Here is a 25894-nt window from a genome sequence, read left to right on the forward strand (position 1 = left end):
AGGAGCGGCGAAGGGGTTCTCGTCCGCGGTCGCGCGTCTACAACGTATCCATCCGCAAACGATTCTCCCCAAAGGTGCGACGTGTCCACGAACTTTTTCCGGATGGACGGCAAGGTGGCGGTGGTGACCGGTGGCGGTCAGGGCATCGGTGAAGCGATTTGTCGGCGCCTGGCCGGGGCCGGCGCCAAGGTCGGCGTCTTCGACATGAACGCGGACAGCGCGAACCGCGTCGCGAGCGACATCGGCGGCGTCCCGCTCGTCGGCGACCTGACGAAGGAAGCGGACCTGGACCGCGTGTTCGGCGAGATCGCGGCGAAGGCCGGCCCGGTGGACGTGCTCGTGAACAACGCCGGGGTCGCGAGCCGCAAGGGGCGCGACGTGCCCATTTGGGAGAGCGTGCGCGAGGACTGGGAGTTCGTGCTCGGGATCAACGTGACCGGCCTCGTGCTGTGCTGCAAGGCCGTGCTCCCCTCGATGATCGAGCGCAAGTACGGGCGCATCGTGAACATCGCGAGCATCGCGGGTAAAGAGGGCAACCCGAAGATGGCCCCGTACTCCGCGAGCAAGGCGGCCGTTATCGCGCTCACGAAGTCGCTCTCGAAGGAACTGGTCGGTAAGGGCGACATCTGCGTGAACAGCGTGGCCCCGGCCGTGATCCAGACGCCGATCCTGGACCAGCTCGATCAGTCGCAAATTAACATGATGTTGAGCAAGATCCCGCTGGGCCGTACCGGGAAGCCGGACGAAGTCGCGGCGCTGGTCCACTTCCTGAGCAGCTCCGATTGCAGCTTCACCACCGGCTTTTGCTTCGACATCAGCGGTGGGCGCGCGACGTATTAAATCGAGATTCGTTGAGTGCCGGGCGCGTCCATACAGCCCCGGCACGGTTTGGCCCGCCACTTCATCCCTTCCGCAGTGGCACGCGGCATTTGCACCCGGTACACTCTCCAAACGCCACCCGGTTGGCTCAAGGTAGCGAACTCTGCGGCGCTACGCCGCGGGCGGTAACGAGTTGTGCCTTCCAGAAGCACACGGGGGCTTACAGGTTAAGCCCCCTGCATGGACTAACCTCTGGCAGCGAGTCAGTACCCCGACCGGGTGGCCCCTCTCCAGGTGACGCATCGTGCCCGACGTGTGGTCCGAATTTCTGCCGCACCCGTGGAACCTGATCGCGACCGGTGTGGTTGCGGCAGGGGCACTGTTCGGGTTCATCGGCCTGTCCGCGTTCCTCGGCATCTGGGCGGAGCGGAAAGTATCCGCGCGCATGCAGGACCGCCTTGGGCCAACCCGCGTCGGCCCCCTCGGGCTACTCCAGTCACTCGCGGACGGCATCAAACTCATTGTGAAGGAAGACGTTGCACCCGCGGGGCCGATAAGCTCTTGTTCCGGCTCGCCCCCTACCTCGCATTCTGTGCGAGCTTCTGCGGGTTCCTCGCGCTGCCGTTTGGAGCCGGCTTGGTCGCGCAGGATCTGAGCGTCGGCGTGTTCTTTATGCTCGCGGTACTGTCGAGCGAGGTGTTCGGTATCGTTCTGGCCGGGTACGCTTCTGCGAGCAAATGGTCGCTGTTCGGCGGGGTGCGCGAAGCGGCCCAAGTGGTGAGTTACGAAGTTCCGCGTGCAATGTGTGTGGTTGTGCCGGTGTGTGCCGCTGGGACGCTGAACTTGAATGTCGTTGGGGCACAACAGGCGGGTTGGCTCTGGAACTGGAACCTGTTCCACGACCCGTTCACGTTCGTGGCGTTCTTCATCTTCTTCATCACGAGTACGGCGAGTTGCAAGCGCGCGCCGTTCGACCTCGCGGAAGCGGAGAGCGAGTTGGTCGCGGGGTTCCACACGGAATACAGCGGAATCCGGTGGTCGTACTTCTTCCTCGCGGAATACGGCAGCATGTTTGCCGTAAGCGGATTGGCCGCCCTCCTCTTCCTCGGCGGGTGGCACACGGGATTCTTGCCGTTCGAGCCGTCGGCCCCAGAGCACCTCGGGTTCTGGTTGGGGAACCTGTTGAACCTCATAGTGTTCGTTGGGAAGTGCTGGGTACTCGTCCTGGTGATGATCTGGGTGCGTTGGAGTTTCCCGCGACTGCGCATCGATCAGGTAATGATGACGTGTCTGAAATATTTCCTGCCGATTAGCTGCGTGCTGCTCGTCGGCGTGTGCTTGTGGCAGTTGCTCGTGCCCGCAATCGTTGCGCTCGCTGTCAAATATGCGCTTGCGTTCGTGAGCGTGTTCGTTCCGCTCGCGGTATTCGCGAGCCTGTTCCGCTCGGCAGGCACCGCTGCCGCACCCGCGGGCCAACTCCCGGGCGCCTGGGGCGGTCAGCCGTCGACGCTATCGGGACGGCGATAAGCGTGGAACCTAACCCCCTAACCCCCTTCCCTAAAAAGGAAGGGGGGACAGAACCAAGTACAGCAGGCACTCAAATCCCCGGGGTGGCTTCAAGCCCCTCTCTTTTTAGGAGAGGGGTTGGGGAGAGGTTCTTCCCATCACTCCGACCTCAGCTCGTTCTGGTCCTGCTCTGGGCGCTCTATTTCCACCCACTGATCCTTCACCCCGCGCAGGCGTTGCGCGCGATTGACCTCGACCAACTCACGGGTCCGCTTGCGAAAGCGCTGACTCGCGTTGTGCCCGGAAGTGCCGCCGGTGCTGCACTCAGTTGGGTGGTGGCGCTCCACGTCCTGGCTGCCGGTCAGTTCGCCTACTGCTACGCGCGGTCGCGTGCATTGAACGAAGTCGGCAGCGTTGTCGCGGCTGCGGGGTTCATGCTGTCGTCGAAATGGATGACGCACCTCCTGCTCGCGGGGCACAGCGTCACAGCGGGACTCGCGTGGCTGCCGCTTGTGCTACTGTTCGCCGAACGTGCGACAGATCGGCGGAGTGTGTGGTCAGCGCTGTGTGCGATGACAGCGTCTGCGCTACTGACCCTCGAAACGCACCCGCAGTGGACGTTGTACGCGGGTGTGTTCGCGGTCGCGTGGACGTTTCCGCGTGAACGTGAACGTATCCCTCGATGGTTTTTGTGCTGGGCCGGTGCGATCGGTGTAGGCGTAGCACTTTCAGCCCTCCACTTGGTTCCCGCAATGGGAGCAGGGCCGTGGGCCGCACAGAACGCGGGTCTCGAAGCGAGTGGCGCGCTGAACATCGGGTTGCCGACCGCGCTGGCCCTCTTGGGGCCGTCGCTGTCGTATTCGCCTCCTTATTCGTGGGAGATGCAGGGCATTTTCGGCGTGTACTGGCTCGCGGCTGCGATCGCTGCGCCGCTCGTGGCGGGCAAGGTCGCGCGGGGGCAGTTCGGCGTATTGTGTGGACTGGTCGCGTTCGCGCTCGGTGGTGCCGTCCTGGTCGATTGGCTCCCGGGCTTCAATCTGTTCCGCGTTCCGACACGGATGCTCCTCATCGTGTCGTTCCCGCTCGCGTTCCTGGCGGGAACGACCACTCACGCGCTCACACAATCCGCGTGGTCCCTCGAAACGCGATCGGCCCTCGCACGCGGGTTCCGGCGCGTAGTGATCTTCGTGGGATTACCTGCCATTGTCGGGATGTGGTTCGCAGACGGGCACGTGTGGTGGGCGTTCGCCGCGTACTGGGCCGCGGCCGTATTCGCGCTTCCGCTCTTCCTCCGAGTGCTTCAGAACCAGACCGTGCGCAGTCGCACGCGAACGGGGCTGTGGATCGTTATTCTACTCGCCGACCTCGTCGCACCGATTGCCGTTTTACCCGCGGTGAAGCCACAAGCGGAACCGTCACCCATACCGGTTTCGCCAGAACCACTCAACGCTCGTCCGTGACGAACCACCGCCTATACGCGCACCCGGTCCACAAAACGTTTGCAGAGTGCCTCGGCCCCAACAGCAGTGACGTTGTTGTCGCGAATGCTCAGATCGCGCAAATTTTCGAGGTATGGCGAACTCGCCAGCGCGTTCGCCCCCGCGTCACTAATGCGGTTATTCCACAAATCGAGGTACGCGAGGTTGTAGACGTGCGGCGACTGTGCCAGCGCCGTCGCGCCCGCATCTGATACGTGGCAGGCGCGCAGGATCAATTCCGTGAACCGCTCCAGGTGCTCACACCCGGCCAGAGCTTGCGCCCCCACGTCGCCGACCGGGTTCATGGACAGGTTCAGCGCCGGTCCGATCAACCGCTCCAAGAGGGGTGATTGGGTGAGCGCTGACACCCCGCGATCGCCGATGCCTGTGTTCTGAAGGTCCAAGACGTTCAGTGTGCGCGCGAGCTGGGACGCAGCCAGCGCAACCAGCCCGTCGCACCCGAACTGGTTGCGGTACGCGGACAATACCGCCAGTTGCTTCACGTGCGGTGCGCCCGCCAGGAACTTCATTCCGTCCGTGGTCAGTTCGGTCCTAGACACGTCGAGCGCGGAGAGGTTGACTAACGGCGCAGACGCCAGGAGTGCGGCGTTCGTGTCACTCAGTGCGGTCTTTACCGCGAGTCGGCGCACGCCAGTCACGTTCGCTTCGACCATCATGCGCAGGAATCCGACTTCGACAGCGGGGCCGTACAGCGTGAGTTCGCGCACGAGACTGAAGTTCGCGGACCTCAGTAAACGTTTGCAGCGCCGTTCGGTCATTTCCTCCTGTTCGGGGCGCGGCGTCCGCAACGTCGAGAACGCCGTCGTCCCGACCGCGTACCGCACGCCCAAATACGGTCGAATGCCAGCGCACGCAGACAGTCGCTCCAGGGCGACCACCCCACCGAGCGTGATACTCGCCTCCTCGACCCACGCGGCCAGCGGAGACGTGAACCACGCATCGAGTTCGAGGTCGCGTTGTTCGTCCTCGCCCAGTTCGATACTCAGCAACCCGCGCGTGAACCGCCACCGATTTCGCGGCGAGAACGGATCGAACGAGTACACGGGCGTGTTCGTGGTAATTCGGTTCGCTACGAGCAAGTTCGCCGCGAACCCGAACGGCCGGTGCCCCAACTCGAAAAGCCGGCGCGCGGCATCGCCGATCCAGCGCTCGGAGTGCGTCGCGATTAGCCGCCGTTCGATCGACCGGAGTTGGATCACGCGCCCGGCATCCGAGGTCGGGTGCGCGAGTTCCACTTGCACGCGGATCAGAGCGGCCCGCGCCCGGGCGTCGTCCGCGGAGGGCAGCCCGGACACATCCGCGTGCTCTTCGAGCCAGTCCGCGAGGACCAGGCGCGGCGTGTCGTCGGCGGGCGCGGACCGGCAACTCGCGAGTAGCGCGAGCAGGTCCGGGTTCAGCGGCGACGGCGGGGCGGATCGCGGCATCACGATCGACTACTCCTGGGGCGCGCACCGGCGTTCGTGCGGGAATATCCTTGCGGGCGGACACGCGGCAACTTATCCCTATTCTTTTCCCAACGACCCGGGATCACTCTCCACACGATCCGCCTGATGTCGCTACCACTCATTTTGTTCGTTCTGGTCGCCACCGCAACGTGCGTTTCCGCGGTCGGCGTGGTCGCGTCCCGCAACGTGGTGCGGATGGCGGTCTGGCTCCTCTTCACGCTCATCGGCGTCGCGCTCGTTTACTTCTTGCTCGGGGCCGAGTTCGCGGGCGCGGCCCAACTCATTGTGTACGTCGGCGGGACGCTCGTACTGGTCGTGTTCGGCGTGATGCTCACGGCCCACGGTCCGCTGCGCGAGTTGCGCACGCGGCGCGTCGAGTGGATCGTGGGCGGGGCACTCGGTGCTGTACTATTCGCGCTCCTCGCGGTCGTGTCACTCAAAATCGGCTCTCCCCCGCCCGGAGACGACGCGCTCCCGGGGGTCGGACAACTCGGGCTGAGCTTCCTGGGCGTGACCGAAACCAGCCCGAAGGCGTATGTGAGCGGGGTGCCGGACGCGACCCCGCCCGTGCGCACGCCAGTTGCGTACCTGCTGCCGTTCGAGATCGTGTCGGTTCACCTGCTCGTGGTCCTGGTCGGCGCGGCGTACCTCGCTCGCGCGAAGCGCAAACGAGTGAAACAATGAGCGAGATCGGGTTGACGCCGTTTCTGCTGCTCGGTGCGTTCTTGTTCGCGTGTGGTGCGGTGTGCGTCGCCTCGAAGCGGAACGCGATCGGCATCCTCATGGGCGTCGAACTGATCCTGAATGCGGCCAACGTGAATTTGGTCGCGTTCGCGCGGTTCAACACCGGGTTCCGGCTCGAAGGACAGGTGTTCGCCCTCATGGTTGTGGTCCTGGCCGCCGCAGAAGCGGCCGTCGCACTGGCGATCATTTTGAACTTCTACAACAATCACGCCACTGTGGACGTGGACGAGGCCAAGGACTTACGGGGATAGTTTCTAGTTCCCGGGTTCCGGGTTCCGAGCGGCACCAAACTGCTCGTGTCTGAACCTGGAACTCCGATTCGGGAACGCGGAGCCGATGCGATGCTCGACTGGTTCCAGTCCGTTCCCGGGCGCCTGTACGTGGTCGGCACGCTGTTGCCGCTCGCGGCGTTCGCATTCTTGCTCACCGCGGGCGGGATCCGCTCACTGTGCCGACCGTTCCGAGAGTCCGCCGGGTTCGCGAGCAAGCTCTACTGGCTCTTCGGCGGCGACACACCTCTGAAAACGGGTGCGTATTTCGCGACCGCGTTCATGGCAGCTTCCGCCACGCTCGGCATCATCGGTTTGGCGAACTTCTTGACCGATCCCTCCGCGGGCGAACAGCGGGCCGCGCGATGGAGCGAGCGCGTCGACTGGATTCGCCTGGGGCCGCTCGATTCCACCTCCCCGCCCGTATGGGAAGTCCAACACGAGGCCGACCCGCAACTCCCCACGCCGAAGCCGGCCCTGGCGCTCGAACTCGGGTACAAGATCGATTCCCTCACGGCCGTTGTCTTCGCAATGGTCACCGTAATCGGGACACTGATCTTCGTCTTCTCGCTCGGGTACATGAAGGACGAGACGCAGAAGACGGTAGAGGACCATGCGGTGACCATCTCCCCTGCCCACGCAAAAAGCGAGGGCAGTTCGGAAAGCAACCCCTCCCCAACCCCTCCCCCAAAGGGAGAGGGGCTAAAAACCGCCGAGGGTTCTGCCACCCCCTTCCCTTTAGGGAGGGGGGCCGGGGGGGTAGGTTCTGAGCACTTCCACCGGCGCGGGCGGTTCGGGCGGTTCTTCCTGTACCTGTCACTGTTCTGCTTCTCGATGCTGAACCTGGTGATCGCGGACAACCTGTTCCAGGTGTTCGTGAGCTGGGAACTCGTCGGCGTGTGCTCGTTCTTCCTCATCGGCTTCTACTACGAGCGCCCGAGCGCAGGGCGCGCTGCGAATAAGGCGTTCATCGTGAACCGCGTCGGGGACGCGGGGTTCCTGATCGGGATACTGGTCGCGTGGACGTACCTCGGGACGCTGAACTTCGACGAAATGAACCACCGGGTGCGGTCCCCGGAGCGCGACAGCCACCGGCGCCTGGAGAGCGCCAACCGGTTCGTCCGCGTAAACCCCTCGGACGAACGCGACCGGCGAGGGAACCAGCAATACGTGCTGCCCAAAGATGGAACCGGGACGCACCTCGCGCTGTTCCCGATCGTGCTCCCCGATCACTTCGACGGCATCCAGTCCGGCGGGCACCGGAACGGTAAGGCGGCCGTTCCGCCCGTCGCCACGTACACGACCTACGGTGCGATTCCCTACTGGTTATTCGTGGTGATGGGCCTGGGCATCTTCATGGGCTGCGCGGGCAAGAGCGCACAAGTTCCGCTCCAAACGTGGCTCCCGGACGCGATGGAAGGCCCAACACCCGTCAGCGCGCTCATCCACGCGGCCACGATGGTCGCCGCCGGCGTGTACCTCGTCGGCCGGTGTCACCCGCTGTTCGCGCCCGAAGTGCTGCTCGCGATCGCGTACATCGGCGCGATCACACTCTTTATCAGTGCAACAATTGCTCTGGTGCAAACGGACATCAAGCGCGTGCTCGCGTACTCCACGTGCAGCCAGCTCGGATTCATGATGCTCGCGCTCGGCATCGGCGGGTGGGTCGCGGGGTTGCTGCACCTCATCACGCACGCCTTCTTCAAAGCGCTCCTGTTCCTGTGCTCCGGCAGCGTCATTCACGGCTGCCACCACGAACAGGACTTGCGAAAAATGGGCGGTCTGAAATCGAAGATGCCGGTCACAGCGTTCACGATGCTGATCGGCGTACTCGCGATCTCCGGCGCGCCGCTCCTGAGCGGGTGGTACAGCAAGGACATGATCCTCTCGGCCGCGTTGGGGTACGTCAGCGTACACCGTGAACACGTGCTCTTGTTCGTGCTCCCGGCGTTGACCGCGGGGCTGACCGCGTACTACATGTTCCGGCTCTGGTTCCTCGCGTTTACGGGCGCCCCGCGCGACGCACACGTTCACGAACACGCACACGAATCGCCGTCGGTCATGACGGTCCCGCTCGTCATTCTCGCGTTGTTCAGCGTGGGGATCGCGTGGGGTTGGCCGGTGTGGGACGCCGAAGCGAGCTACCTCGGCCACGTGCTGCACAAAGCTGAGCCGATCAGCGTGAGTATCGGCTTCGCAGCGGAGAAGCAGCAGGAGCACCACGTTCACTTGATTGCGGGAGCGATCGCGCTGGTGCTGGCCGCGGTGGGAGCACTTCTCGCGTTCCACGTCTTCTACCGGAAGACACCCGCCCCAGACGCGCTGTACGCCCGCGGCCCCGCGTGGTACCGGTTCCTCCTGCGGAAGTGGTACTTCGATGAAGCCTACGATGCCGCGTTCGTGAACCCGACGGTGCGGCTCGCGCACACGGCGGCGGCGTTCGACAAGCGCCCCCCGGTCCACGATCATCCCGAACCGCGGGCGAAACCGTTCGATTTCTTCACGCTCGACGGCATTTTGAACGCGATCGGCCAATCTGCGGGCGCCCTGGGGCGCGTGTTCCGCGACACCCAGACCGGCCTCATCCGGTCCTACGTCCTCTCGCTGGCCTTGACTGCTGCGCTGTTGTTGGGGATGCTCACGGTTCTGGCGAAATGAAGAAAACGGCGGAATGAGTTTCTGACAGGATTTACAAGATTAACGGGATTTTAAGGAACACGGTATTCGATCCCGTTAATCCCGTCAAAAGCTCTTCTCCGACTCATCTATAAGGCTAAGGAATGCCCGAGACGGACCTCACCTGGCTATCGATCCTCGTGTTCTTACCGGCGGTGTGTGCGGCCGGGCTGTTCGTGTTCCCGTCGAAGTGGACCGAGGGGATGCGCTGGTGGGCCACGTTCGGCGCGGCCGGTACGCTGTCGATCGCGCTGTGCGTCGTCGTCGGGTACTACAACCTGCTCGACCGGCGCCTGGACGCGAACGGCAAACCGGGCCACTCCGTTCACACGCGCCTCGACAACCGCGCGGACAAGGCCGCCAGTGACGCCGCACAACCGATCCCGAAGAAACTCGATTCGGACGACTGGGTCGCGCGCCGCGCCTGGATCTCCATCTTCAACATTCAGTACGCGCTCGGCGTGGACGGCATCAGCCTGCCGCTCGTGGTGCTCACGGCGCTCGTGGTGCTACTCGCGATCGTCGCGAGTTGGAACATTCAGGAATCCGTGCGCGGGTACCTCGCGCTGATCCTGCTTTTGGAAACGGGCGTGATCGGAGCGTTCCTCGCGCTCGATTTCTTCCTCTTCTACGTCTCGTATGAGCTGATGCTGCTCCCAATGTACGTCCTCATCGGGTTGTGGGGCGGCGGGAACCGCAAGTTCGCGGCACTCAAATTCGTCATCTACACGCTGCTCGGCGGCGTGTGCCTGCTGGTGGCGATGCTCGCGCTCTACTCCGTGAACGCGCGCGACTTCGTGGACCAAGCCGAGGTCAAACAGCGCGCACTCGATTCGCACAAGAAAAACCCGCACGTCGCGCTCGACGATGCAGCGAACCAGGTCGAAATTCACACGTTCGATTTCGTGACACTGTCGAAGGTCGGGCGCGCGGCGGCACTCGTTCTGAGCGGCCAGGAGGACCGACTCGCGGTCAAGACGGCCGTGGTGGAAGAACCGAACAAGGGCGACGACGCAAGCAAAGTGAAGCTCTTCGCACCGGGCGTGGACCGCGACGCGGCGCTCGCCCGATTGAAGTCACAGCCCGTGTGTACGAAGCAGTTCCAGTATTTCGTGTTCGCGCTGCTGTTCCTCGGCTTCGCAGTGAAAGTGCCGATCGTTCCGCTGCACTCGTGGCTGCCGGACGCACACGTCGAAGCCCCGACCCCCGTTAGCATGATCCTCGCCGGGGTGCTCCTGAAACTCGGCGGCTATGGTCTGGTCCGCGTGGCGTTCCCGGTGTGCCCGTGGGCCGCGGCCGAACTCGCGTGGTGGGTGGGGTTGGTCGGGGTGGTGAGTATCGTGTACGGCGCGCTCGTCGCGATGGGGCAAACCGACTTCAAGAAGCTGCTCGCGTACTCGTCCGTCAGCCACATGGGGTTCGTGGTGCTCGGGCTGGCGAGTTGGGGCAGCGAGACCCGTTCGCAGTACTGGCAGTGGGGTGTCGATGGTGCGATGTTCCAGATGGTCGCACACGGGATTACTGCGTCGGCACTGTTCTTCATCGTCGGCGTGGTGTACGACCGCGCCCACCACCGCGACCTCAACCGGTTCGGCGGACTGAAGGAACCGATGCCACTCTACGCGGGCTTGAGCGCGATCCTGTTCTTCGCCTCGATGGGGCTGCCGGGCCTGTGTGGGTTCGTCGGCGAGTTCTGCGTATTCATTGGCGCGTGGAACTTCTCACCGGCACTCGCGATCCCCGCCGTGGCGAGCGTGATTCTCACCGCGGGCTACCTCCTCTGGACGTGGCAGCGCGTCTACTTCGGAACGAACCCCGCCACGAAAGACTTCCCCGAACTGTCGCCACGCGAAGCCGTGTGCCTGCTTCCGTTCGCGCTGCTCGCAATCGCGCTGGGAGTTGTTCCGAGCCTGTTGTTGTTCAACTGGATGGACCCGAGCGTGGCCGGTTGGATCGAAAACATGGCCCCGCTGAAACCTTAGAGTGTTCACCGCGGAGGGCACGAGAGGGCACAGAGGAAGATCGGATCGAGCGTATCTTCCGATCTTGGCTTTTCTCCGCGCCCTCTGCGGTGAAACATTCCTGCGCGCTCAACCGCGTGACACGGGCGTTGCGGCGCGATACACTCCGGTGGCTCCTTACTCTCCACGGGAGTCACACCATGCACAGTCGCCGACAGATCCTCAAAGGCGCGGTCGCTGCGTCCGCGCTCACCGCCTCAACGGTTCACACAATGACTCACGCCGAAGAATCGAAGACCAAGCTCAAGGGCCGCACGAACCAATCGGTCGCGTTCTGGTGCTTCAACGCACGCGGCGAGAAGTGGAACACCGAGAAGGTGTGTACCGTCACGAAGGATCTGGGGTGCAAGTCGGTCGAGCTGATCGCGCCGGAAGATTGGGGCGCCCTCAAGAAGCACGACCTCGTGTGCGCGATCGCGCCCAACGGGATGCCCGGCGCCCCGTTCATGCGCGGGTTCAACAACGAGAAGTTCCACGACGAGATCATCGAGCGCACGGGCAAGACCATCGACGCCTGTGCGGACGCCAAGTACCCGAGCGTGATCGCGTTCGTGGGCTACAAGTGGACGAACCCGGACGACCCGAAGTCGGCCGTGATCTCCACCGACGACGCGCTCGCCGACTGCGTGAAGGGGCTGAAGAAGCTCGCGCTCCACGCCGAGAAAAAGGGCGTGACGGTGTGTCTCGAGCACCTCAACACGCGCGACGACTCGGACCCGATGAAGGGGCACCCCGGGTACCAGGGCGACGACCTCGATTTCGTCGCGACCGTGCTCAAGAAGGTCGGCAGCCCGCGCATCAAACTGCTTTTTGACATTTACCACGTTCAGGTGATGCACGGCGACCTGCTCCGCCGCATCGACCAGACGAAAGAGCTGATCGGGCACGTTCACACGGCCGGAGTACCGGGTCGCGGCGAACTCGACGGCCTCCAAGAAGTGAACTTCCCGGCCGTCGTGAAGAAGTTGGTTGACGTGGGGTACACAGGTTACATCGGGCACGAATTCATCCCGACCCGCGACCCGCTCGCCGGGCTGAAACAGGCCGTGGCCCTGTGCGACGTGTAAGAACGTTACCACCGAAAGGCACAAACGCAGCGGGCCGCGCCATCACTGGCGCGGCCCGTATTCGTGGTCGGTGCTGGTTAGCTCAATTTACTCGTGATGTTCACGAACGTGTGGACGTGCGGCAGCGCGCGGTAGCTCCACACGAACCCCGGACCTTCCAACCGCCAGTGGCTCCACGGTTCCTTGTCGTTGATCTTCCCCTCCTGGTAGAAGGCCATCGCCAGCTTCTCCATCCCGCCGTTCGCCTTGATGATCTCCATTACCTCGTCACCGTCCTCCTTGCGGTAGGGAGCGACCAGTTCCGCCATCACCTTTTGGGTCAGTTCCTTCTGGTCCCGGGTCATGTCCGCGAACCCGAGCCCCGGAACGGTCGAACCCTTGCCCGGCACCGGAACGCCGGCGTGCTCGTCCTTCCACTTACCCGGTAGCACCGCGGTCTTGCGCTGCTCCGCGCTGAGCGCGCCGAACAGTTCGTTCGCGCTCTTGGTCTGCTTGTAGAACACGTTGGTGGTCGCGTACCCGCTCGGGCTGTGGCCGTAGTACAGCGGCCCGCCGAACGCGGTCTTCTCTTCGGAGTTGCCGTCGCACCGGACCGTGAGGTGGTGCCCACAGAACACCAGCGAGAATTTCTTCCCCTCCACCGCTTCGCCGTAGATCAGCGCGCCGATGGTCTCGAAGTCGTTGCTCGCATCGAACCGCCCGTTGCGGCTCAGTTGCTTGTACCCCTCTTCGCCGTTCCCAATCGCGCGGAAAATCCGGTCGAGCAGTTCGACCTGCTTCTTGGTGTACTCGTCGCCGATGCGCGATTTGCCGTCGGCCGCGTTGTGCGTCAAGAGCCGAGCCGGGAGCCCCTTCCCGCTCTCCGTGAAGTGGTACGGCCGCACCAGTTTCTTCTTCTGGTCCGCGTCCATCGACTTGAACAGCTCGAAAATCATCGCTTCGGCCTGCGCCTGCTTCTCGGCACGCGCGGCCCGGGCCTTTTGGAGCGGGGTCAGCCCACCGGTCACGGCAACGGCAGCGGCGGTGCCGAGCACGCGGATGAAGTCGCGGCGCCCGAGCGAAAGGTTCGGTTCCGCGTGGGACGGGGTCGAAGAAACGGGCGCGGATTCGCAATCGGGACACGACAGGTTTGATTCGGCGGGCATCATGAGACGCGCTCCGGCACGAGGGGGGAAGGGGCGGGCGAAGTCACGCGGTCACGTGCGCCATTAGACCCGATCCGGACGCTACTGTCACGCGCGAAGGAAATGAGAGACTCGCGAATTGCTACCAGAAGCGGCGGTGGCTTGTCAGAATTCCCCCTTCGGCACGTAATGTGCTGTTGCTTACAAAAGTCGACATCGAGCTTCGCGCTCCCCCTACCTTCTACTCAATGAAGTTTGAGCTGATGCGCCTGCAACTGGACAACGACCCTAAAAACGAAACACTGGGCCGTTGTGCCGGCGACCGAAGTGCAACTTCGCTCGGGCAATCGTCTCTCACTCTCCACAGCACTTTCCGTCCGCAGGGGGCAATCGGTTGATAACGTCCGGGCGTATACTCGAGCGCCTCAAACACGACACCGCGACCCAGCACGCGGCGGCGGAGCAGCAGCTCGATTTGGACAACCGATTACGGGATTCGGCCGCGTATGCCGCTCTCCTGGGGCGGTTGTACGGCTTCTACCAGCCCCTCGAAACGGCACTCGGCCGGGTCGATGGATATGAGGAATTGGGGATTCACTTCGAGGAGCGCAGCAAGGCGCTGAACCTTGCGAAAGATCTTGCCGCTCTCGGGCAGGCGCCCCGTAGCTTTCCGCTCTGCCCCGCTCCGCAGATTTCGTCCCTCGGCGGCGCACTGGGACACATGTACGTGCTCGAAGGCGCGACTCTCGGGGGGCGGGTCATTAGCAGAATGGTCGAATCGCGCCTGGGCTATACCCCGGAACACGGTGGCGCGTTCTTCGCCAGTTACGGTGACCGCGTGGGCGTGATGTGGACCGCGTTCCGCTCCGCACTCGTGCGGTTCGCCACCGCTCCAGAAGCCGAGCAGCAACTCGTTGCCGCTGCGACCGATACCTTCGAGCGCTTCAACTCCTGGTTGGCCTCCACCCGGGAGGTACTATGAGCGCGGCAGACGGTTCGGCAGATTTGAATCTTGATGCGTGCGCTCGAGAACCGATCCACGTTCCCGGAAGCATCCAGCCACACGGCGCCCTTGTGGTCCTCTCGGACCCGGAACTCGCTGTCCTGCAAGTCAGCGCGAATGTCGCCGACTTCTTCCAGAAACCGGTCGTAGCGGCCATCGGTTCAAACGCCGCCGATCTGCTGGGCGCGGAAGGCGCGCCGCTCTTGCGAGAGATCGGCTCCCGGCTCCTGCCCACCGGCGAACCACTACTGCTCCGCGCGTTCCGCGCTGGGGACCGACTCCTGAACGCCGTCGGCCACCGGACCGACGGGGGCATTGTTCTCGAATTTGAACCCGCGTCCGAAGAGGCTTCGCTCACGCACGGGCTGCACCCGATCGTGGCCGGGTTCATTGCGAAGGTCCAGGGCGCACAGGCGGTGAGCGAGCTGGCGCATCTTGTGGCCCGCGAAGTGCGCCGGGTCACCGGGTTCGACCGCGCGCTCGTGTACCGGTTCGACCCGGACGGCACGGGTGTGGTACTCGGGGAAGACGGCACCGGACGGTTGCCCTCGTACCAGGACCACCGGTTCCCCGAGTCCGACATCCCGAAGCAGGCCCGCGAACTGTACCGGCGGAACCGGCTGCGGCTCATCCCGGACGCGAACTACCGCCCGGCCGCGCTCGTACCGGCGCTCAACCCGCTCACGAATCAGCCACTCGATCTGTCGCACTCCACGCTCCGGAGCGTGTCGCCGGTCCACGTCGAGTACATGCGGAACATGGGGACGATCGCGTCCATGTCCGTATCGGTGCTGAAGGACGGCGCCCTGTGGGGGCTGATCTCGTGTCACCACCACGCGGCGCGGGTCGTACCGTTCGAGGTGCGCACCACGTGCGACCTGCTCGCGCAGGTGTTCGCCCTCCAGGTGGCCGCGCGCGAGCACGCCGCGGACTACGTGCGCCGCGTCGAGATCCAGTCCGTACTCACCCGACTGCTCGCACACATGGCCCGGGCCGACGATTTCGTGTCCGGCCTACTCGACCACCCGGACGACTTCCTCGCGTTCGTCCGGGCGGCCGGGGCCGCGGTGGTCAGCGAGGACCGGTGCGGCCTGATCGGGCGCACGCCGCCCGAGAGTCACGTCCAGCGCCTCGCGACCTGGCTGTTCCGCGAACAGCGCAAAGAAGTATTCCACACGGACGCCCTCTCGGCCGTGTACCCGCCGGCCGCCGAGTTCACGGCCGCGGCGAGCGGACTGCTCGCGATTTCTGTCTCCAAGTTGCACCCGACCGCGGTCCTGTGGTTCCGCCCGGAAGTGATCGAAACGATCCGGTGGGGCGGCGACCCGCGGAAAACAGTCGAGGCGGGAGCCGTACCCGGTCGGCTGCACCCGCGGAAGTCGTTCGAGACGTGGTCCCAGACCGTTCGCGCCCGTGCCGTGCCGTGGTTGACGAGCGAGGTGGACGGGGCCACCGAGTTGCGCAACGCGGTCCTCGGGATCGTGCTCCGCAAGGCCGAAGAGATGGCCGCACTAAATGTCGAGTTGCAGCGCAGCAACCGGGAACTGGAAGCGTTTTCGTACTCCGTCAGCCACGACCTCCGTGCGCCGTTGCGCCACATCGTAGGGTTCGCGGAGCTGCTCAAGGACGTCGCAAAAGACAAGCTCGCGCGGGACGAACTGCGCCACGCCGACACCATCATCGAGTCCAGCATCTACGCCGGTAAGCTGGTGGACAACCTGCTCGCGTACTCGCGCATGGGGCGTACTGCGTTGGACCGCTCGACCATTGATATGAACGCGCTCGTGACCGAGGTGCGAGCGGACGTCATGTCCGAGTTCCCCGGCCGCCGGGTGCATTGGGAGGTCGCGCCGCTCCCAGTAGTAAAGGGTGATTTGGTGATGCTCCGGTTGGCGGTGCGCAACCTGCTCGCAAACGCGGTAAAATATACCAAGAACTGCGACGAAGCCGTGGTCGAGGTCGGCTCGACTACCAGCGCGGACGCGCACACGTTCCACGTCCGCGACAACGGCGTCGGCTTCGACATGAAGTACCGCGACAAGCTGTTCGGCGTCTTCCAGCGGTTGCACCGCTGGGAGGACTTCGAGGGGACCGGGATCGGGCTGGCGAACGTGCGCCGGATCGTCGAGCGCCACGAAGGGCGAACCTGGGCCGACGGCGAAGTGAACCGCGGCGCGACGTTTTACTTCACGCTGCCGATCACGAACAATCACGAGAGAGAGTGACCGTGCTCAAGCCCATTCTGCTCGTCGAGGACAACCCGAAAGACCTCGAACTGACGCTCCTCGCGCTGGCGCGGAGCAACCTGGCCAACGAGGTGATCTCGGTGCGCGACGGCGAGGAGTGCCTCGATTACCTCCTCCTGCGCGGACCCTACGCGAACCGCCCGCGCGGGAACCCCGCGGTCGTCTTACTGGACCTGAAGCTCCCGAAGATCGACGGGCTCCAGGTGCTCGAAGAGGTGAAAAAAGACCCCACTTTGCAGGGCATCCCGGTGGTGATGTTGACGACCTCGCGCGAGGAGCAAGACCTGCTCCGGAGCTACAAGCTCGGCGTCAACGCCTACGTGGTGAAACCGGTCGCGTTCAAAGAATTTATGAGCGCCATCGAGGAACTCGGCGTGTTCTGGGCCGTGTTGAACGAACCGCCCCCGGGCAGCCTCAAAACCGGGCGCCCGGCACCGAGCGAGTGAGCTCGAAACGCCTGAGTTAATCCCGAACCCGCCCGGTCCTTCGCGCACGGACGCTGTGAGAGTCTATGAGAGTCTCGATCCTCCACCTCGAAGACAGCGACCTCGATGCCGAGCTGATCGCCCAGCGCTTGATTCGGGCCGGCATCGTGAGCGAACTCATTCGCGCGCGCGACCGGTCCGAGTTCCGGGAACACGTCACTGCGCATCACCCCTTCGATGTCGTGCTCTCCGATTACCAGTTGCCGGACATCGACGGTCTGGGAGCACTTGAGCTGGTGCGCGCGCACCGACCGAACGTGCCGTTCATCTTCGTTTCCGGGGCGCTCGGCGAGGAGCGCGCCGTTGAGACCCTGAAACTCGGCGCCACCGACTACATACTCAAGCACCGCCTCGAACGGCTGGTTCCCGCAATTGAACGTGCGGTCACAGAAGCACGCGATCGAGCCGACCGGCTCGCCGCAGAGCACGCTGCGAGAGAGGCAAGCGAGCGCCTCGCCCTGGCCCAAACCGCCGGGCGCTCGGGTGTGTTCGACTGGCTCATTCCCGAAGGCCGGGTCGTCTGGTCCCCGGAGTTGGAAAACCTGTACGGCATCCCGCACGGGTCGTTCGAGGGAAACTTTGCGGCCTGGGAGAAGCGCGTCGTGCCCGAGGACGCGGCCCGGGTTCGCGCCCTCGTTGGGCAGCACCTGACCGAGCGCGCGGAAGACATCGGGTACGAGTTCCGGGTCGTGTTCCCGGACGGGCGGTTGCGGTGGCTGGCGGGGAAGGCGAAGTTCTTCTACGCGCCCGACGGCTCCCCCGCGCGGATGATCGGGATCAATGTCGATATTCACGATCGCAAGGAAATGGAGGAGCAGCTCCGGGCCGGTCAAGAGAACCTGCACCGACAAAACGAGCGCCTCACGCTCCTCGCGGACGCCGCCGAGTCGCTGCTCGCCGCCAACGGCGATCCCGAGCAAATGATGCGCGCCCTGTTCGCCCGCGTCTCCGACGGGTTGGGGTTGTCGCATTACTTCAACTACGAACCGAACGAAGACGGCTCGGCCCTAGTTCTCGTCTCGTGTACCGGGGTACCGGCGGCCGAGGTCGAATTGATCCGCCGGCTCGATTTCGGCCGAGCCGTGTGCGGTACCGTTGCCCTGACCCGAAAGCCGGTGGTCGCGAACGCGGTACAGTCCTCGGCCGACCCCAAGGTTCAACTGGTGCGCGGGTACGGGGTCCGCGCGTATGCGTGCAACCCGCTCCTGGCGGGCGACCGGTTTCTCGGCACGCTGTCGTTCGCCACGAACACCCGCGACCAGTTCAGTGACGAGGACATGGAAGTGCTCCGCACCATCTGTCACTACGTGGCGATGGCGAAGGAGCACCAGCGCCTGGCAGCCGAGGCCCGCGACCGGGCCGAACGGCTGAAGGAACAGGACCGCAGAAAGGACGAGTTCCTGGCGCTCCTCGCGCACGAACTCCGGAACCCCCTCGCGCCGCTCCGGAACGGCCTCCAGGTGCTCAAAATCACCGAGGGGCGCGGGGAACCCGCAACCCGCGCGCGGGAGATGATGGAGCGCCAGCTCGCGCACACGGTTCGGCTGATTGATGACCTGCTCGACATCTCGCGCATCAGCCAGAACAAGCTCAACCTGCAACGCGCACCGGTCACACTGGCCGAAGTCGTGGACAGCGCCGTCGAAACCGCGCGCCCGCTCATCGACGCGGCCGAGCACACGCTCACGCTTACTCTCCCCTCGGAACCGATTGTCCTCGACGCCGACCTCACACGGCTGGCACAAGTGTTCTCCAACCTGCTGACCAACAGCGCGAAGTACACGCCTCAGGGCGGGCACATTGCCCTCGACGCGGACCTGCGGTCCGGGTCACTGGTCGTCACAGTGCGCGACTCGGGGCTGGGCATCCCGGCCGACTACCTACCGCGCATCTTCGATATGTTCTCGCAGGCCGATCGGGTCGTGGAGCGCGTGACGGGCGGACTGGGGATCGGCCTCGCGCTCGTGAAGGGACTGGTCGAAATGCACGGTGGAACGGTGGAAGCACAAAGCGACGGCCCCGGAACCGGTAGCACCTTTACCGTTCGGTTACCGGTGGCGAACAAGGCGAACGAGCGCGAGGACGAATTACCAGTTTCGCCCCCCACAACCGCCAACGGAACGAGGCGCCGGGTGCTCGTGGTGGACGACAACCACGACGCGGCCGAATCGCTCGCTCAGCTCCTCGAACTGCTCGGTAACGAGGTCCACGTCGGGCACGATGGGGTCGAAGCCGTAGAAGTGGCCGAGCGCGTCCGCCCCGATTTGATTCTGATGGATGTGGGTATGCCCCGACTCAACGGGCTCGACGCGACCGCCCGCATCCGGGAGCGCTCGTGGGCCACCGCGACCACGATCGTCGCACTGACCGGTTGGGGGCAGGATTCCGACCGGGAACGGACCACCGCCGCGGGCTGCGACGGGCACCTGGTCAAGCCGGTGCTTCTTGCGGATCTGGAGCGCGTGCTCGGGGAGAACACGCGCATGGCCTCGTCACACAATTCTTGAGCGGAGCGCGTGCGGGGCCGAAGTCACTGCCATTCAGTCCCGCGTCACACGTCTGGGGTCACTTCTTTTTCCGAGGATCGTCGGCGGGGTCGAGGTAATCGATCGTCCACGGCCCCTGTCCGTGAACCTGGAGGATCGTTTCACCCTTCACGTACCCGAAGTGCTTCATGCCCGCACCCATGCGCCCGTAAGAACCCGTGGGCATGACCTTGGCCGCTTTCTCATCGAATTTCGCACCCGTTCCGATGTAGAGCGTGCCGGCGATGACGGTCACGCGCTCGTCCTTCGGGTGCGTGTGCGGCATGATCTTGAACCCGTCGGGCATCTTCACGCGCATAACAAACGGGCCGTCTTTGGTCGGGTCACCGTCCAAAAGCACCATCTTCGCACCTTTGGGTAACGACGGCGGTCCGTCCACCCACTTGGTGTCGTCGGGGGTCACGATCTCGTGGTTTTTGTCCGCGTGGGGCGGAGCGCACACGAGAACAAGTGCGGTGAGCATCGCGAATGTCATCGGCGGCCTCCGGAGATGGGCCGCGTCATCATACCGTGTCGGAGCGCGGGCAACGATCCATTTCGGTAGTACCGAGCAGGGATCGGCACCGGGTTGAAGAGTGATTAAGTGAGTCCCCCCGCGCCGCCGTGCGCGGGGCTTGTGTCGTTTTGTGGCGATCTCGTCTTCTGTCTTGATCCGCGTGTTCTGCGTTTATCCGTCGCGTCTGCTCTCTCGTCCGTGTCCGGCGTGGGAGGATCAAAGCAAATCGGGCGCCGTGTGATAAGAGATGCGGAATACCAAAAGCACGAGGCCCGGCCAAGTGGCCGGGCCTCGCGTAATCATGAAGTCAGAGTTAGTTCTTGGGAGCGCGGCCCTTCCAGGTCGCTTCGGTCAGTTCTTCCTTTTCGGTCTTGATGTCGAGCTTAATGCCGTTCTTGCCGCCCTTGCCGGAGGCGCGCTTCTCGAAGTCTTCGTACTTGACTTCCTTCGAGTTGCCGTCCTTGTCGGTCACGCTGAACTTGGCCTTGTCGGAGATCTTGTAGGTCTTCTCCTTGTCCCCTTCCTTGACGGTGATCTCCTTCTTGTCTTTATCGAACTTCACGACGGTGACTTCGACCGCGACCACGAGGCCGGCCATCGCGAACAGGGCGACCAGAGCCATCAGCATCTTACGCATGCAAGAACTCCGAGGGGGGGTGGGACCGGTCCGGCGCGAGTCGCCGGGATACGGCAACGATTGAGCTTTACCCTTCCGGGGCAATCGTAAGTATCCAAACACCGAACCGCAAGCAGCGGCCCCGCAATTCATAAGTTTCTCATCGCCTTTCGCCTGTTTGGGCCGCGTTTTCCGCGTCCGTGTTTGGCCCGGATCGCACCAGCCGCCTGCAGTTTGACGAGCAGTTACGCGGATCGGCCCGGCCCCGTCGCGCACCAGTTTCGCGCTCCGCAACTTGACTTTGTGGCACACACGTTCACGTCGAATCGATGCGCACTGGGTACCGAATAGGCGTTCCTGACCACACCACCAAACTCAATCCCACCCGGAGCCGAGTAGACACCAAATCCGTCTTCAGGACGAAAGCGATGCAATCACCCGCGTCTTTCGGAACCTTGTCCGATCTTCGGCTCTTGGTCGCACGAAGAACGGACACGTTCTGCTGGGGCGGGAAAGTTACGAAACAGGCGAGAGGCGCCGCCCGGCAACTACCAAACAATCGCACCCTCATAAGATCCGGGAATATTTTTTATGGGAGATCGAAAGAATACCGGGAAAGTACGGTGCGGGCGCCTTGTGAACGCACGCATTGCGATCTAGAGTTCGCACGAGTCTCCCGTATGCCGCCGGACATTCTACGAACCACCATTAGGGGGGACGTCGCCCGCTCTCCGCGCTGACGATTGTTGCGTTCGTTCGCCAGCCCGTCGGATTTCAGAGCCGAACACGCCCACCACACCGGCACCGGGTCGCGCCCAACTTCGGAGCCTTGATCGTGTCCCGCACATTTCGCTCCCGGCCCGCTCCCCGCTCTAATGCGCGCGGGGGCTTCACGCTGATCGAATTACTGGTCGTTATTGCGATCATCGCGGTCCTCATCGGGCTGCTCCTCCCCGCGGTCCAGAAGGTCCGGGCCGCCGCCGCGCGGATCAAGTGCGGGAACCACCTGAAACAGATCGGGATCGGTTCCCAGATGGCACACGACACGCACCGGTCGCTGCCGCCGGGGCTAGGATACTGGCCTGTAAACAACAACTACGGTACGTACCACTTCCACCTGCTCCCGTTCATCGAAGAAGAGGCACTGTACAAGCGATCCTTCGCGTTCGATTGCTACTTCGCGGCCAACAACGAGGTCTATTCGCAACCGGTCAAGACGTACCTGTGCCCGTCGGACCCGAGCGCCCCCGCGGACGCGCACGCCAGCGACCTGGCCGGAAACACTTGGGGGGTCGCGAGCTACGCGGTGAACGTGCAGGTGGTGGCGCGGGTCAACCCCGAGGGCCGGATCAGCGCCCCGGACAACAAGGCGCTGCTCCTGGCAACGTTCCCGGACGGGGCCTCGAACACGATCCTGTTCACGGAAAAGTACGCCCAGTGCTTCAACGGGAGCTACCCGGCCGGGGGGAACATGTGGGCCTATTACTTCACCGGCTCGGGGCTGCAGCCGTACCACCCGGGCTTCACGATCTCGTGGAACGGGTACAGCTACGGTCCCGCGTCCAAGTTCATCGTCCAACCGCAGCCGTACAACGGCGCGTGCGACCCGACGATGGCCTCGTCCCCGCACCCGGGCGGGATCCAGACCGCGTTCGCCGACGGGAGCGTCCGGTTCCTTTCGTCCAACATCACCCCTTACACCTGGTGGTACCTGTGTACCCCGGCGGGCGGCGAGGTCATCGCCCCCGAATCGTACTAACCCGGAGCACCGACCGTGCGCCCACGCCGTTCATTGCGCGCCCCGCTGGGCGCACTCGCACTCGGGTGCCTGCTGGCGGCCGGGTGCGGGTCCAAGACCGCGACCGTTACCGGGCAGGTGACCTACAAGGGTAACCCTGTCACCGGCGGGTCCGTGGTCTTCTACTGCAGCGACAAGCAGATCGTCCGCGGGCTGATCGGCCCCGACGGGCGGTACTCGATCCCGAACGTGCCGTCCGGGATCGGCCCCGCCACCGTCACCGTCCAGTCGCACGCGCGGGTGCCCGAAGGGTTCCGCATGAAGCAGCAACTCCCGCCCTCGGTCGGCGGTCCGACCCCGCCGGCACCGGACCGCACCGACGGCCCCCGAACCCAGTTACCGCTACGGTACGCGCAGCCCGAAGAGTCCGGGCTGAGTGTGAGCGTGGACCGTGACCAAGTGACCTACGACATCGACTTGAAACCATGATTCGTGAACGCGCGACCCCCGACGCGACCGCGTCGGGCGCCGACACCGGAGGGGGCGATCCCTCCGAGTCGCGCGCCTGGCGGTACGCCCTCACCACCAGCGGCTGGTTCCTGTGCGCGCTCGGCGCCCTGGGGCTGTTCGCCTGGGCGTGCGGGGAGCAGGACTACCTCCAGATCGAACCGACCCGGCCCCCGCTCCATTACAACGGGGCGTTCGGGTTCCTCCTGTGGGGGGGCGGGTACCTGGCCCTGGTCCGGGGGCGCGTGCGCTCGGCCCGCGGGTGCGCGGCCGGGCTGCTCCCGGTCGGGGCGCTCATCTTCCTCGCGTCCGTCCCGGGGGCGGGGTTCCGCATCGACGACTGGCTGTTCACCCCGTCGCGGTACGCGACCCCGGCCGGCCCGGGCGGGTCCGCCTGGACCACCGGGGTCGAGTTCTGCGGCGCCGCACTCGCGATCGCCCTCGCCGCGGTACGCGGGCACCGGGTGCTCCAGGCCCTCGGGGGCACGCTGATCGGTGCGGCCCTGATACTCGGGGCACTGGGCGCCCTGGCCACGATCCGCGCGAGCGGGCTGGTGTTCATCCCGTCCGGGCCGTCGCTCCTGGGGATCACCGGGGTTTGTACCGGCGGGCTGGCGCTGCTCGCGTCCGGCTTCCGCCGGGGCGCGCCACCGGCCGTGCTCGGGCACATCGTCCCGCTCGGGTTCGGGGGGGCCGGGGCCGTTCTCACCGTCGCGCTGTGGCTGGTGCTCCAGGCGGAGCAAGAAGAGCGCGTGCAACGCCAGGTTCAGTTCGAGGCCGCGCACATCCAGCGCCTGGTACTCGAGCGCGTCCCGACGGAAATGAACCTGCTCGTCGAGTTGGCCGAGCGCTGGCCCGAGGCGCGCGCGGGCGCGGACGTGCCGCCGCCGATGAAGTTGGACGCGGGCAACTACCTGGGCCAGGTGCCCGGGTGCATCGGGGTCGCGCGCGTGGACGACCAAAACCGGGTCGTCTGGATCGAATCGGGGGCGCGGCACCCGGACACGTTCGAGGGCCTGGGCGGGGGCGAAGCACTGATCCGCGCTGCGGCGTCCGGACAGGCCGCGATGGTCCGCCCCCCGCGCTCCTACTGGCGCGGGCAGCGCGTGATGCTCCTGTTCGCCCCGGGCCGGCCCAAGACCGCGGGCGGCGGGATGGTGAGTGTGATCTCCGTGCAACAGTTCTACGCGAATGTCCTCAACGCCAATGCTTCGGCCGGGTACGGAGTTACCCTTTCCGAGGGCGAAGAGGAGGTGTTCACCCGGTACGCGGCCCAACCCGGGGCCGGGGGGCGGTGGAGCCAGAGCCTGCCGATCAACTTCCGCGGGCACGAGTGGCGCCTCACGGTGTGGCCCACCCCGGACGCGCTCGCCCGGGAGAACCTGGCGCTGCCGCGACTGGCGCTCCTGGTCGGGCTCCTCACGACCGCGCTGCTGGCACTGGCCGCGCACCTCGCGCAAACGGCCCGGCGCCGCACGTTCGCGCTGGAAAACGAGGTGCGCGAGCGCAAACTCGCCGAGCGCGCGATGCGCCAGAGCGAGGAGAAGTACCGAACTCTGATCGAGAACTTGGGCCAGGGGATCTTCCTCCAGGACCGCGAGCACCGGTTCGTCGCGGCCAACGCCCAGTTCTGCAAGAGCGCCGGGCGCGCGGAGGGCGAAATCATCGGGTCCACCGAAACCGATCTCTACGATGCGGCGCGCGCCCACGCCCACGCCGAAGAGGTGCGGACCGTGCTCACCGAGGGCCGGAGCGTGGAGAGCGAGACCGAGGCGCTCGCGGGCGAGCGCCGGACCTGCGTGCGGCGCGTACTCACCCCGGTGCGCGACGCGACCGGGCGCACCACCGGCGTGCTCGGCATCTGCTGGGACGTGACCGAGCAGCGCCGGCTCGAGGCCCACGTCCACCAGGCGAGCAAGATGGACGCGATCGGCCAGTTGGCCGGGGGAATCGCGCACGACTTCAACAACCTGCTCACGGTCATCCTCGGCAACCTGGAGATGATGCTCCCGTCCCTCGCACCGGGGCACCCGGACCACGCGCTGGTTTCGTCCGCCCAGAGCGCCGCGGTCCGTGCCGCGGCGCTGACCCAGCGGCTCCTCGGGTTCTCGCGCCGGCACCAACTGGACTGGCGCCCCACTAATCTCAACGGGATCGTGACCGAAGTCGTCGGTCTGCTCCAGCGCACCATCGATCCCCTCACCCGGATCGAGACGCACCTGGGCGATGAGTTGTGGGCGGTGCACGCGGACCCGACGCAACTCAACCAGGTGCTGATGAACCTGTGCATCAACGCCCGCGACGCGATCGGCGGGACCGGGCAGATTACCATCGAAACCGGGTGCGTTGCGGTCACCGACGGCCCGCCCGCGAAGCGCGGGGACTTCGTGCGCCTGCGCGTGGCGGACACCGGCGCCGGGATGTCGCCGGAGGTGAAGGCCCGGATCTACGAGCCGTTCTTCACCACCAAAGACGTGGGCAAGGGGACCGGGTTGGGGCTCGCGATGGTGTTCGCGATCGTGCGCCAGCACAAGGGCTGGATCGATTGCTACTCCGAGGTGGGCGCGGGCACGCGGTTCGACATCTACCTGCCCCGGAGCGAGGAGGCGAAGGTCGTCGCGGCCCCCGAATCGCTCCCCCCTTCGACCCGGATCGGCAAGGAGACGGTGCTCGTCGTGGACGACGAGGAACTCATCCGCAAACTGGCCGTAATGACCCTCCAGGGCCGGGGGTACTGCGTGCTCCAGGCGTCCGACGGGAAGGAAGCGGTCGAGTTGTACGCGCGGGAGAAGGACCGTATCGACCTCGTGCTCCTCGACCTGACCATGCCCGTACTGTCCGGGCGCGAGGCGTTCCGCCAACTCCTCGACCTGAACCCGCGCGTGAAAGTAATCTTCGCCAGCGGGTACGCGGCCGAGCAGCTCTCCGATCTGGAAAAGGAACACATGGTCGGGTTCGTGAAGAAGCCGTACCGCCCGAACGAGCTGATCCTGGCCGTGGAGGATGCGTTCCCGTGGCGCAGCGGGCTGCGTCACGAGGTGCCCCCGGTTCAGGTGTGTACCCCGCCCGCGGTCGCGGTCGCCTGAC

At 65.0% G+C, this 25894-nt stretch carries 18 protein-coding genes and 1 pseudogene; 15 read left to right on the top strand and 4 right to left on the bottom strand.

Going from position 1 to position 25894, the window contains the following annotated elements; genetic code table 11:
* The first annotated feature begins 102 nt into the window (after nt 1–102).
* The 3 genes and pseudogenes from VT84_RS09890 (at nt 103) to VT84_RS09900 (ending at nt 3785) form a co-directional block, all read left to right on the top strand.
* Nucleotides 103–840, top strand: a complete 738-nt coding sequence (locus tag VT84_RS09890) for an SDR family NAD(P)-dependent oxidoreductase (protein ID WP_082839412.1) — start codon at nt 103–105, stop codon at nt 838–840.
* A gap of 340 nt (nt 841–1180) precedes the next feature.
* Nucleotides 1181–2346, top strand: a pseudogene (nuoH, locus tag VT84_RS09895) (NADH-quinone oxidoreductase subunit NuoH).
* 215 nt (nt 2347–2561) lie between these two features.
* The gene (locus VT84_RS09900) at nt 2562–3785 is read left to right on the top strand and encodes a hypothetical protein (RefSeq protein ID WP_082839413.1); all 1224 of its coding nucleotides are present in this window, start codon (nt 2562–2564) and stop codon (nt 3783–3785) included.
* A gap of 11 nt (nt 3786–3796) precedes the next feature.
* Here VT84_RS09900 and VT84_RS09905 read toward each other — a convergent pair whose 3' ends face one another.
* Nucleotides 3797–5248 carry a TIGR02996 domain-containing protein gene (locus tag VT84_RS09905; protein WP_082839414.1) on the bottom strand — a complete coding sequence of 484 codons (1452 nt, stop codon included), beginning with the start codon at nt 5246–5248 and terminating at the stop codon, nt 3797–3799.
* A gap of 126 nt (nt 5249–5374) precedes the next feature.
* Here VT84_RS09905 and VT84_RS09910 point away from each other — a divergent pair, with 126 nt between their 5' ends.
* The 5 genes from VT84_RS09910 to VT84_RS09930 all read left to right on the top strand — a co-directional run bounded on the left by VT84_RS09910 (nt 5375) and on the right by VT84_RS09930 (nt 12046).
* Nucleotides 5375–5953: an NADH-quinone oxidoreductase subunit J gene (locus VT84_RS09910; RefSeq protein WP_082839415.1), complete on the top strand. Its 579-nt coding sequence runs from the start codon at nt 5375–5377 to the stop codon at nt 5951–5953.
* Complete coding sequence (gene nuoK / locus VT84_RS09915) at nt 5950–6264, top strand: NADH-quinone oxidoreductase subunit NuoK (protein WP_052559936.1); 315 nt, start codon at nt 5950–5952, stop codon at nt 6262–6264. The genes VT84_RS09910 and nuoK overlap by 4 nt, the downstream gene beginning before the upstream one ends.
* Nucleotides 6265–6354: 90 nt before the next feature.
* Nucleotides 6355–8940 carry an NADH-quinone oxidoreductase subunit L gene (locus tag VT84_RS41985; RefSeq protein WP_082839416.1) on the top strand — a complete coding sequence of 862 codons (2586 nt, stop codon included), beginning with the start codon at nt 6355–6357 and terminating at the stop codon, nt 8938–8940.
* A 122-nt stretch (nt 8941–9062) separates the two neighbouring features.
* Entirely contained in the window at nt 9063–10940 is a 1878-nt protein-coding gene (locus VT84_RS09925) for a NuoM family protein (protein ID WP_082839417.1), read from the top strand.
* Nucleotides 10941–11119: 179 nt separating this feature from the next.
* A complete protein-coding gene (locus tag VT84_RS09930; protein ID WP_239465764.1) occupies nt 11120–12046 on the top strand; it encodes a TIM barrel protein in 927 nt (308 codons plus the stop codon).
* 77 nt (nt 12047–12123) lie between these two features.
* On the opposite strand, the gene VT84_RS09935 is transcribed toward VT84_RS09930, so the two are convergent.
* Nucleotides 12124–13194: a DUF3500 domain-containing protein gene (locus tag VT84_RS09935; RefSeq protein ID WP_082839418.1), complete on the bottom strand. Its 1071-nt coding sequence runs from the start codon at nt 13192–13194 to the stop codon at nt 12124–12126.
* 370 nt (nt 13195–13564) lie between these two features.
* Between VT84_RS09935 and VT84_RS09940 the strand changes: the two genes are divergently transcribed.
* The 4 genes from VT84_RS09940 to VT84_RS09955 all read left to right on the top strand — a co-directional run bounded on the left by VT84_RS09940 (nt 13565) and on the right by VT84_RS09955 (nt 19411).
* A complete protein-coding gene (locus VT84_RS09940) occupies nt 13565–14152 on the top strand; it encodes a biliverdin-producing heme oxygenase (protein WP_052559931.1) in 588 nt (195 codons plus the stop codon).
* Entirely contained in the window at nt 14149–16398 is a 2250-nt protein-coding gene (locus VT84_RS09945) for an ATP-binding protein (protein ID WP_052559930.1), read from the top strand. The genes VT84_RS09940 and VT84_RS09945 overlap by 4 nt, the downstream gene beginning before the upstream one ends.
* A 2-nt stretch (nt 16399–16400) precedes the next feature.
* Nucleotides 16401–16865, top strand: coding sequence for a response regulator (locus tag VT84_RS09950; protein WP_052560126.1), 465 nt, complete (start codon nt 16401–16403; stop codon nt 16863–16865).
* A gap of 65 nt (nt 16866–16930) precedes the next feature.
* Complete coding sequence (locus VT84_RS09955) at nt 16931–19411, top strand: response regulator (protein WP_082839420.1); 2481 nt, start codon at nt 16931–16933, stop codon at nt 19409–19411.
* A 58-nt stretch (nt 19412–19469) separates the two neighbouring features.
* Here VT84_RS09955 and VT84_RS09960 read toward each other — a convergent pair whose 3' ends face one another.
* Both VT84_RS09960 and VT84_RS09965 read right to left on the bottom strand, forming a co-directional pair.
* Nucleotides 19470–19925 (bottom strand): cupin domain-containing protein, encoded by a 456-nt coding sequence (locus tag VT84_RS09960; RefSeq protein ID WP_239465765.1) that lies wholly within the window; start codon nt 19923–19925, stop codon nt 19470–19472.
* A 334-nt stretch (nt 19926–20259) separates the two neighbouring features.
* Nucleotides 20260–20583: a hypothetical protein gene (locus VT84_RS09965; RefSeq protein WP_052559928.1), complete on the bottom strand. Its 324-nt coding sequence runs from the start codon at nt 20581–20583 to the stop codon at nt 20260–20262.
* Between the two features lie 814 nt (nt 20584–21397).
* Between VT84_RS09965 and VT84_RS09970 the strand changes: the two genes are divergently transcribed.
* The 3 genes from VT84_RS09970 to VT84_RS09980 are packed head-to-tail and all read left to right on the top strand — an operon-like array spanning nt 21398 to nt 25893.
* The gene (locus tag VT84_RS09970; protein WP_162271651.1) at nt 21398–22321 is read left to right on the top strand and encodes a DUF1559 domain-containing protein; all 924 of its coding nucleotides are present in this window, start codon (nt 21398–21400) and stop codon (nt 22319–22321) included.
* A gap of 15 nt (nt 22322–22336) precedes the next feature.
* Nucleotides 22337–22789: a carboxypeptidase-like regulatory domain-containing protein gene (locus VT84_RS09975; RefSeq protein ID WP_157469380.1), complete on the top strand. Its 453-nt coding sequence runs from the start codon at nt 22337–22339 to the stop codon at nt 22787–22789.
* Entirely contained in the window at nt 22786–25893 is a 3108-nt protein-coding gene (locus VT84_RS09980) for an ATP-binding protein (RefSeq protein ID WP_082839422.1), read from the top strand. The genes VT84_RS09975 and VT84_RS09980 overlap by 4 nt, the downstream gene beginning before the upstream one ends.
* Nucleotide 25894 lies beyond the last annotated feature (1 nt).

Source organism: Gemmata sp. SH-PL17 (genome assembly GCF_001610855.1).
Classification (GTDB): domain Bacteria; phylum Planctomycetota; class Planctomycetia; order Gemmatales; family Gemmataceae; genus Gemmata; species Gemmata massiliana.

What these genes read in the sequence shown, in the direction of transcription:
- VT84_RS09910 (WP_082839415.1), top strand. Translation starts at nt 5,375, where the DNA reads ATGTCGCTACCACTCATTTTGTTCGTTCTGGTCGCCACCGCAACGTGC.
- VT84_RS09930 (WP_239465764.1), top strand. Translation starts at nt 11,120, where the DNA reads ATGCACAGTCGCCGACAGATCCTCAAAGGCGCGGTCGCTGCGTCCGCG.
- nuoK (WP_052559936.1), top strand. Translation starts at nt 5,950, where the DNA reads ATGAGCGAGATCGGGTTGACGCCGTTTCTGCTGCTCGGTGCGTTCTTG.
- VT84_RS09965 (WP_052559928.1), bottom strand. Translation starts at nt 20,583, where the DNA reads ATGCGTAAGATGCTGATGGCTCTGGTCGCCCTGTTCGCGATGGCCGGC.
- VT84_RS09890 (WP_082839412.1), top strand. Translation starts at nt 103, where the DNA reads ATGGACGGCAAGGTGGCGGTGGTGACCGGTGGCGGTCAGGGCATCGGT.
- VT84_RS09980 (WP_082839422.1), top strand. Translation starts at nt 22,786, where the DNA reads ATGATTCGTGAACGCGCGACCCCCGACGCGACCGCGTCGGGCGCCGAC.
- VT84_RS09935 (WP_082839418.1), bottom strand. Translation starts at nt 13,194, where the DNA reads ATGATGCCCGCCGAATCAAACCTGTCGTGTCCCGATTGCGAATCCGCG.
- VT84_RS09945 (WP_052559930.1), top strand. Translation starts at nt 14,149, where the DNA reads ATGAGCGCGGCAGACGGTTCGGCAGATTTGAATCTTGATGCGTGCGCT.
- VT84_RS09925 (WP_082839417.1), top strand. Translation starts at nt 9,063, where the DNA reads ATGCCCGAGACGGACCTCACCTGGCTATCGATCCTCGTGTTCTTACCG.
- VT84_RS09905 (WP_082839414.1), bottom strand. Translation starts at nt 5,248, where the DNA reads ATGCCGCGATCCGCCCCGCCGTCGCCGCTGAACCCGGACCTGCTCGCG.
- VT84_RS41985 (WP_082839416.1), top strand. Translation starts at nt 6,355, where the DNA reads ATGCTCGACTGGTTCCAGTCCGTTCCCGGGCGCCTGTACGTGGTCGGC.
- VT84_RS09955 (WP_082839420.1), top strand. Translation starts at nt 16,931, where the DNA reads ATGAGAGTCTCGATCCTCCACCTCGAAGACAGCGACCTCGATGCCGAG.
- VT84_RS09960 (WP_239465765.1), bottom strand. Translation starts at nt 19,925, where the DNA reads ATGACATTCGCGATGCTCACCGCACTTGTTCTCGTGTGCGCTCCGCCC.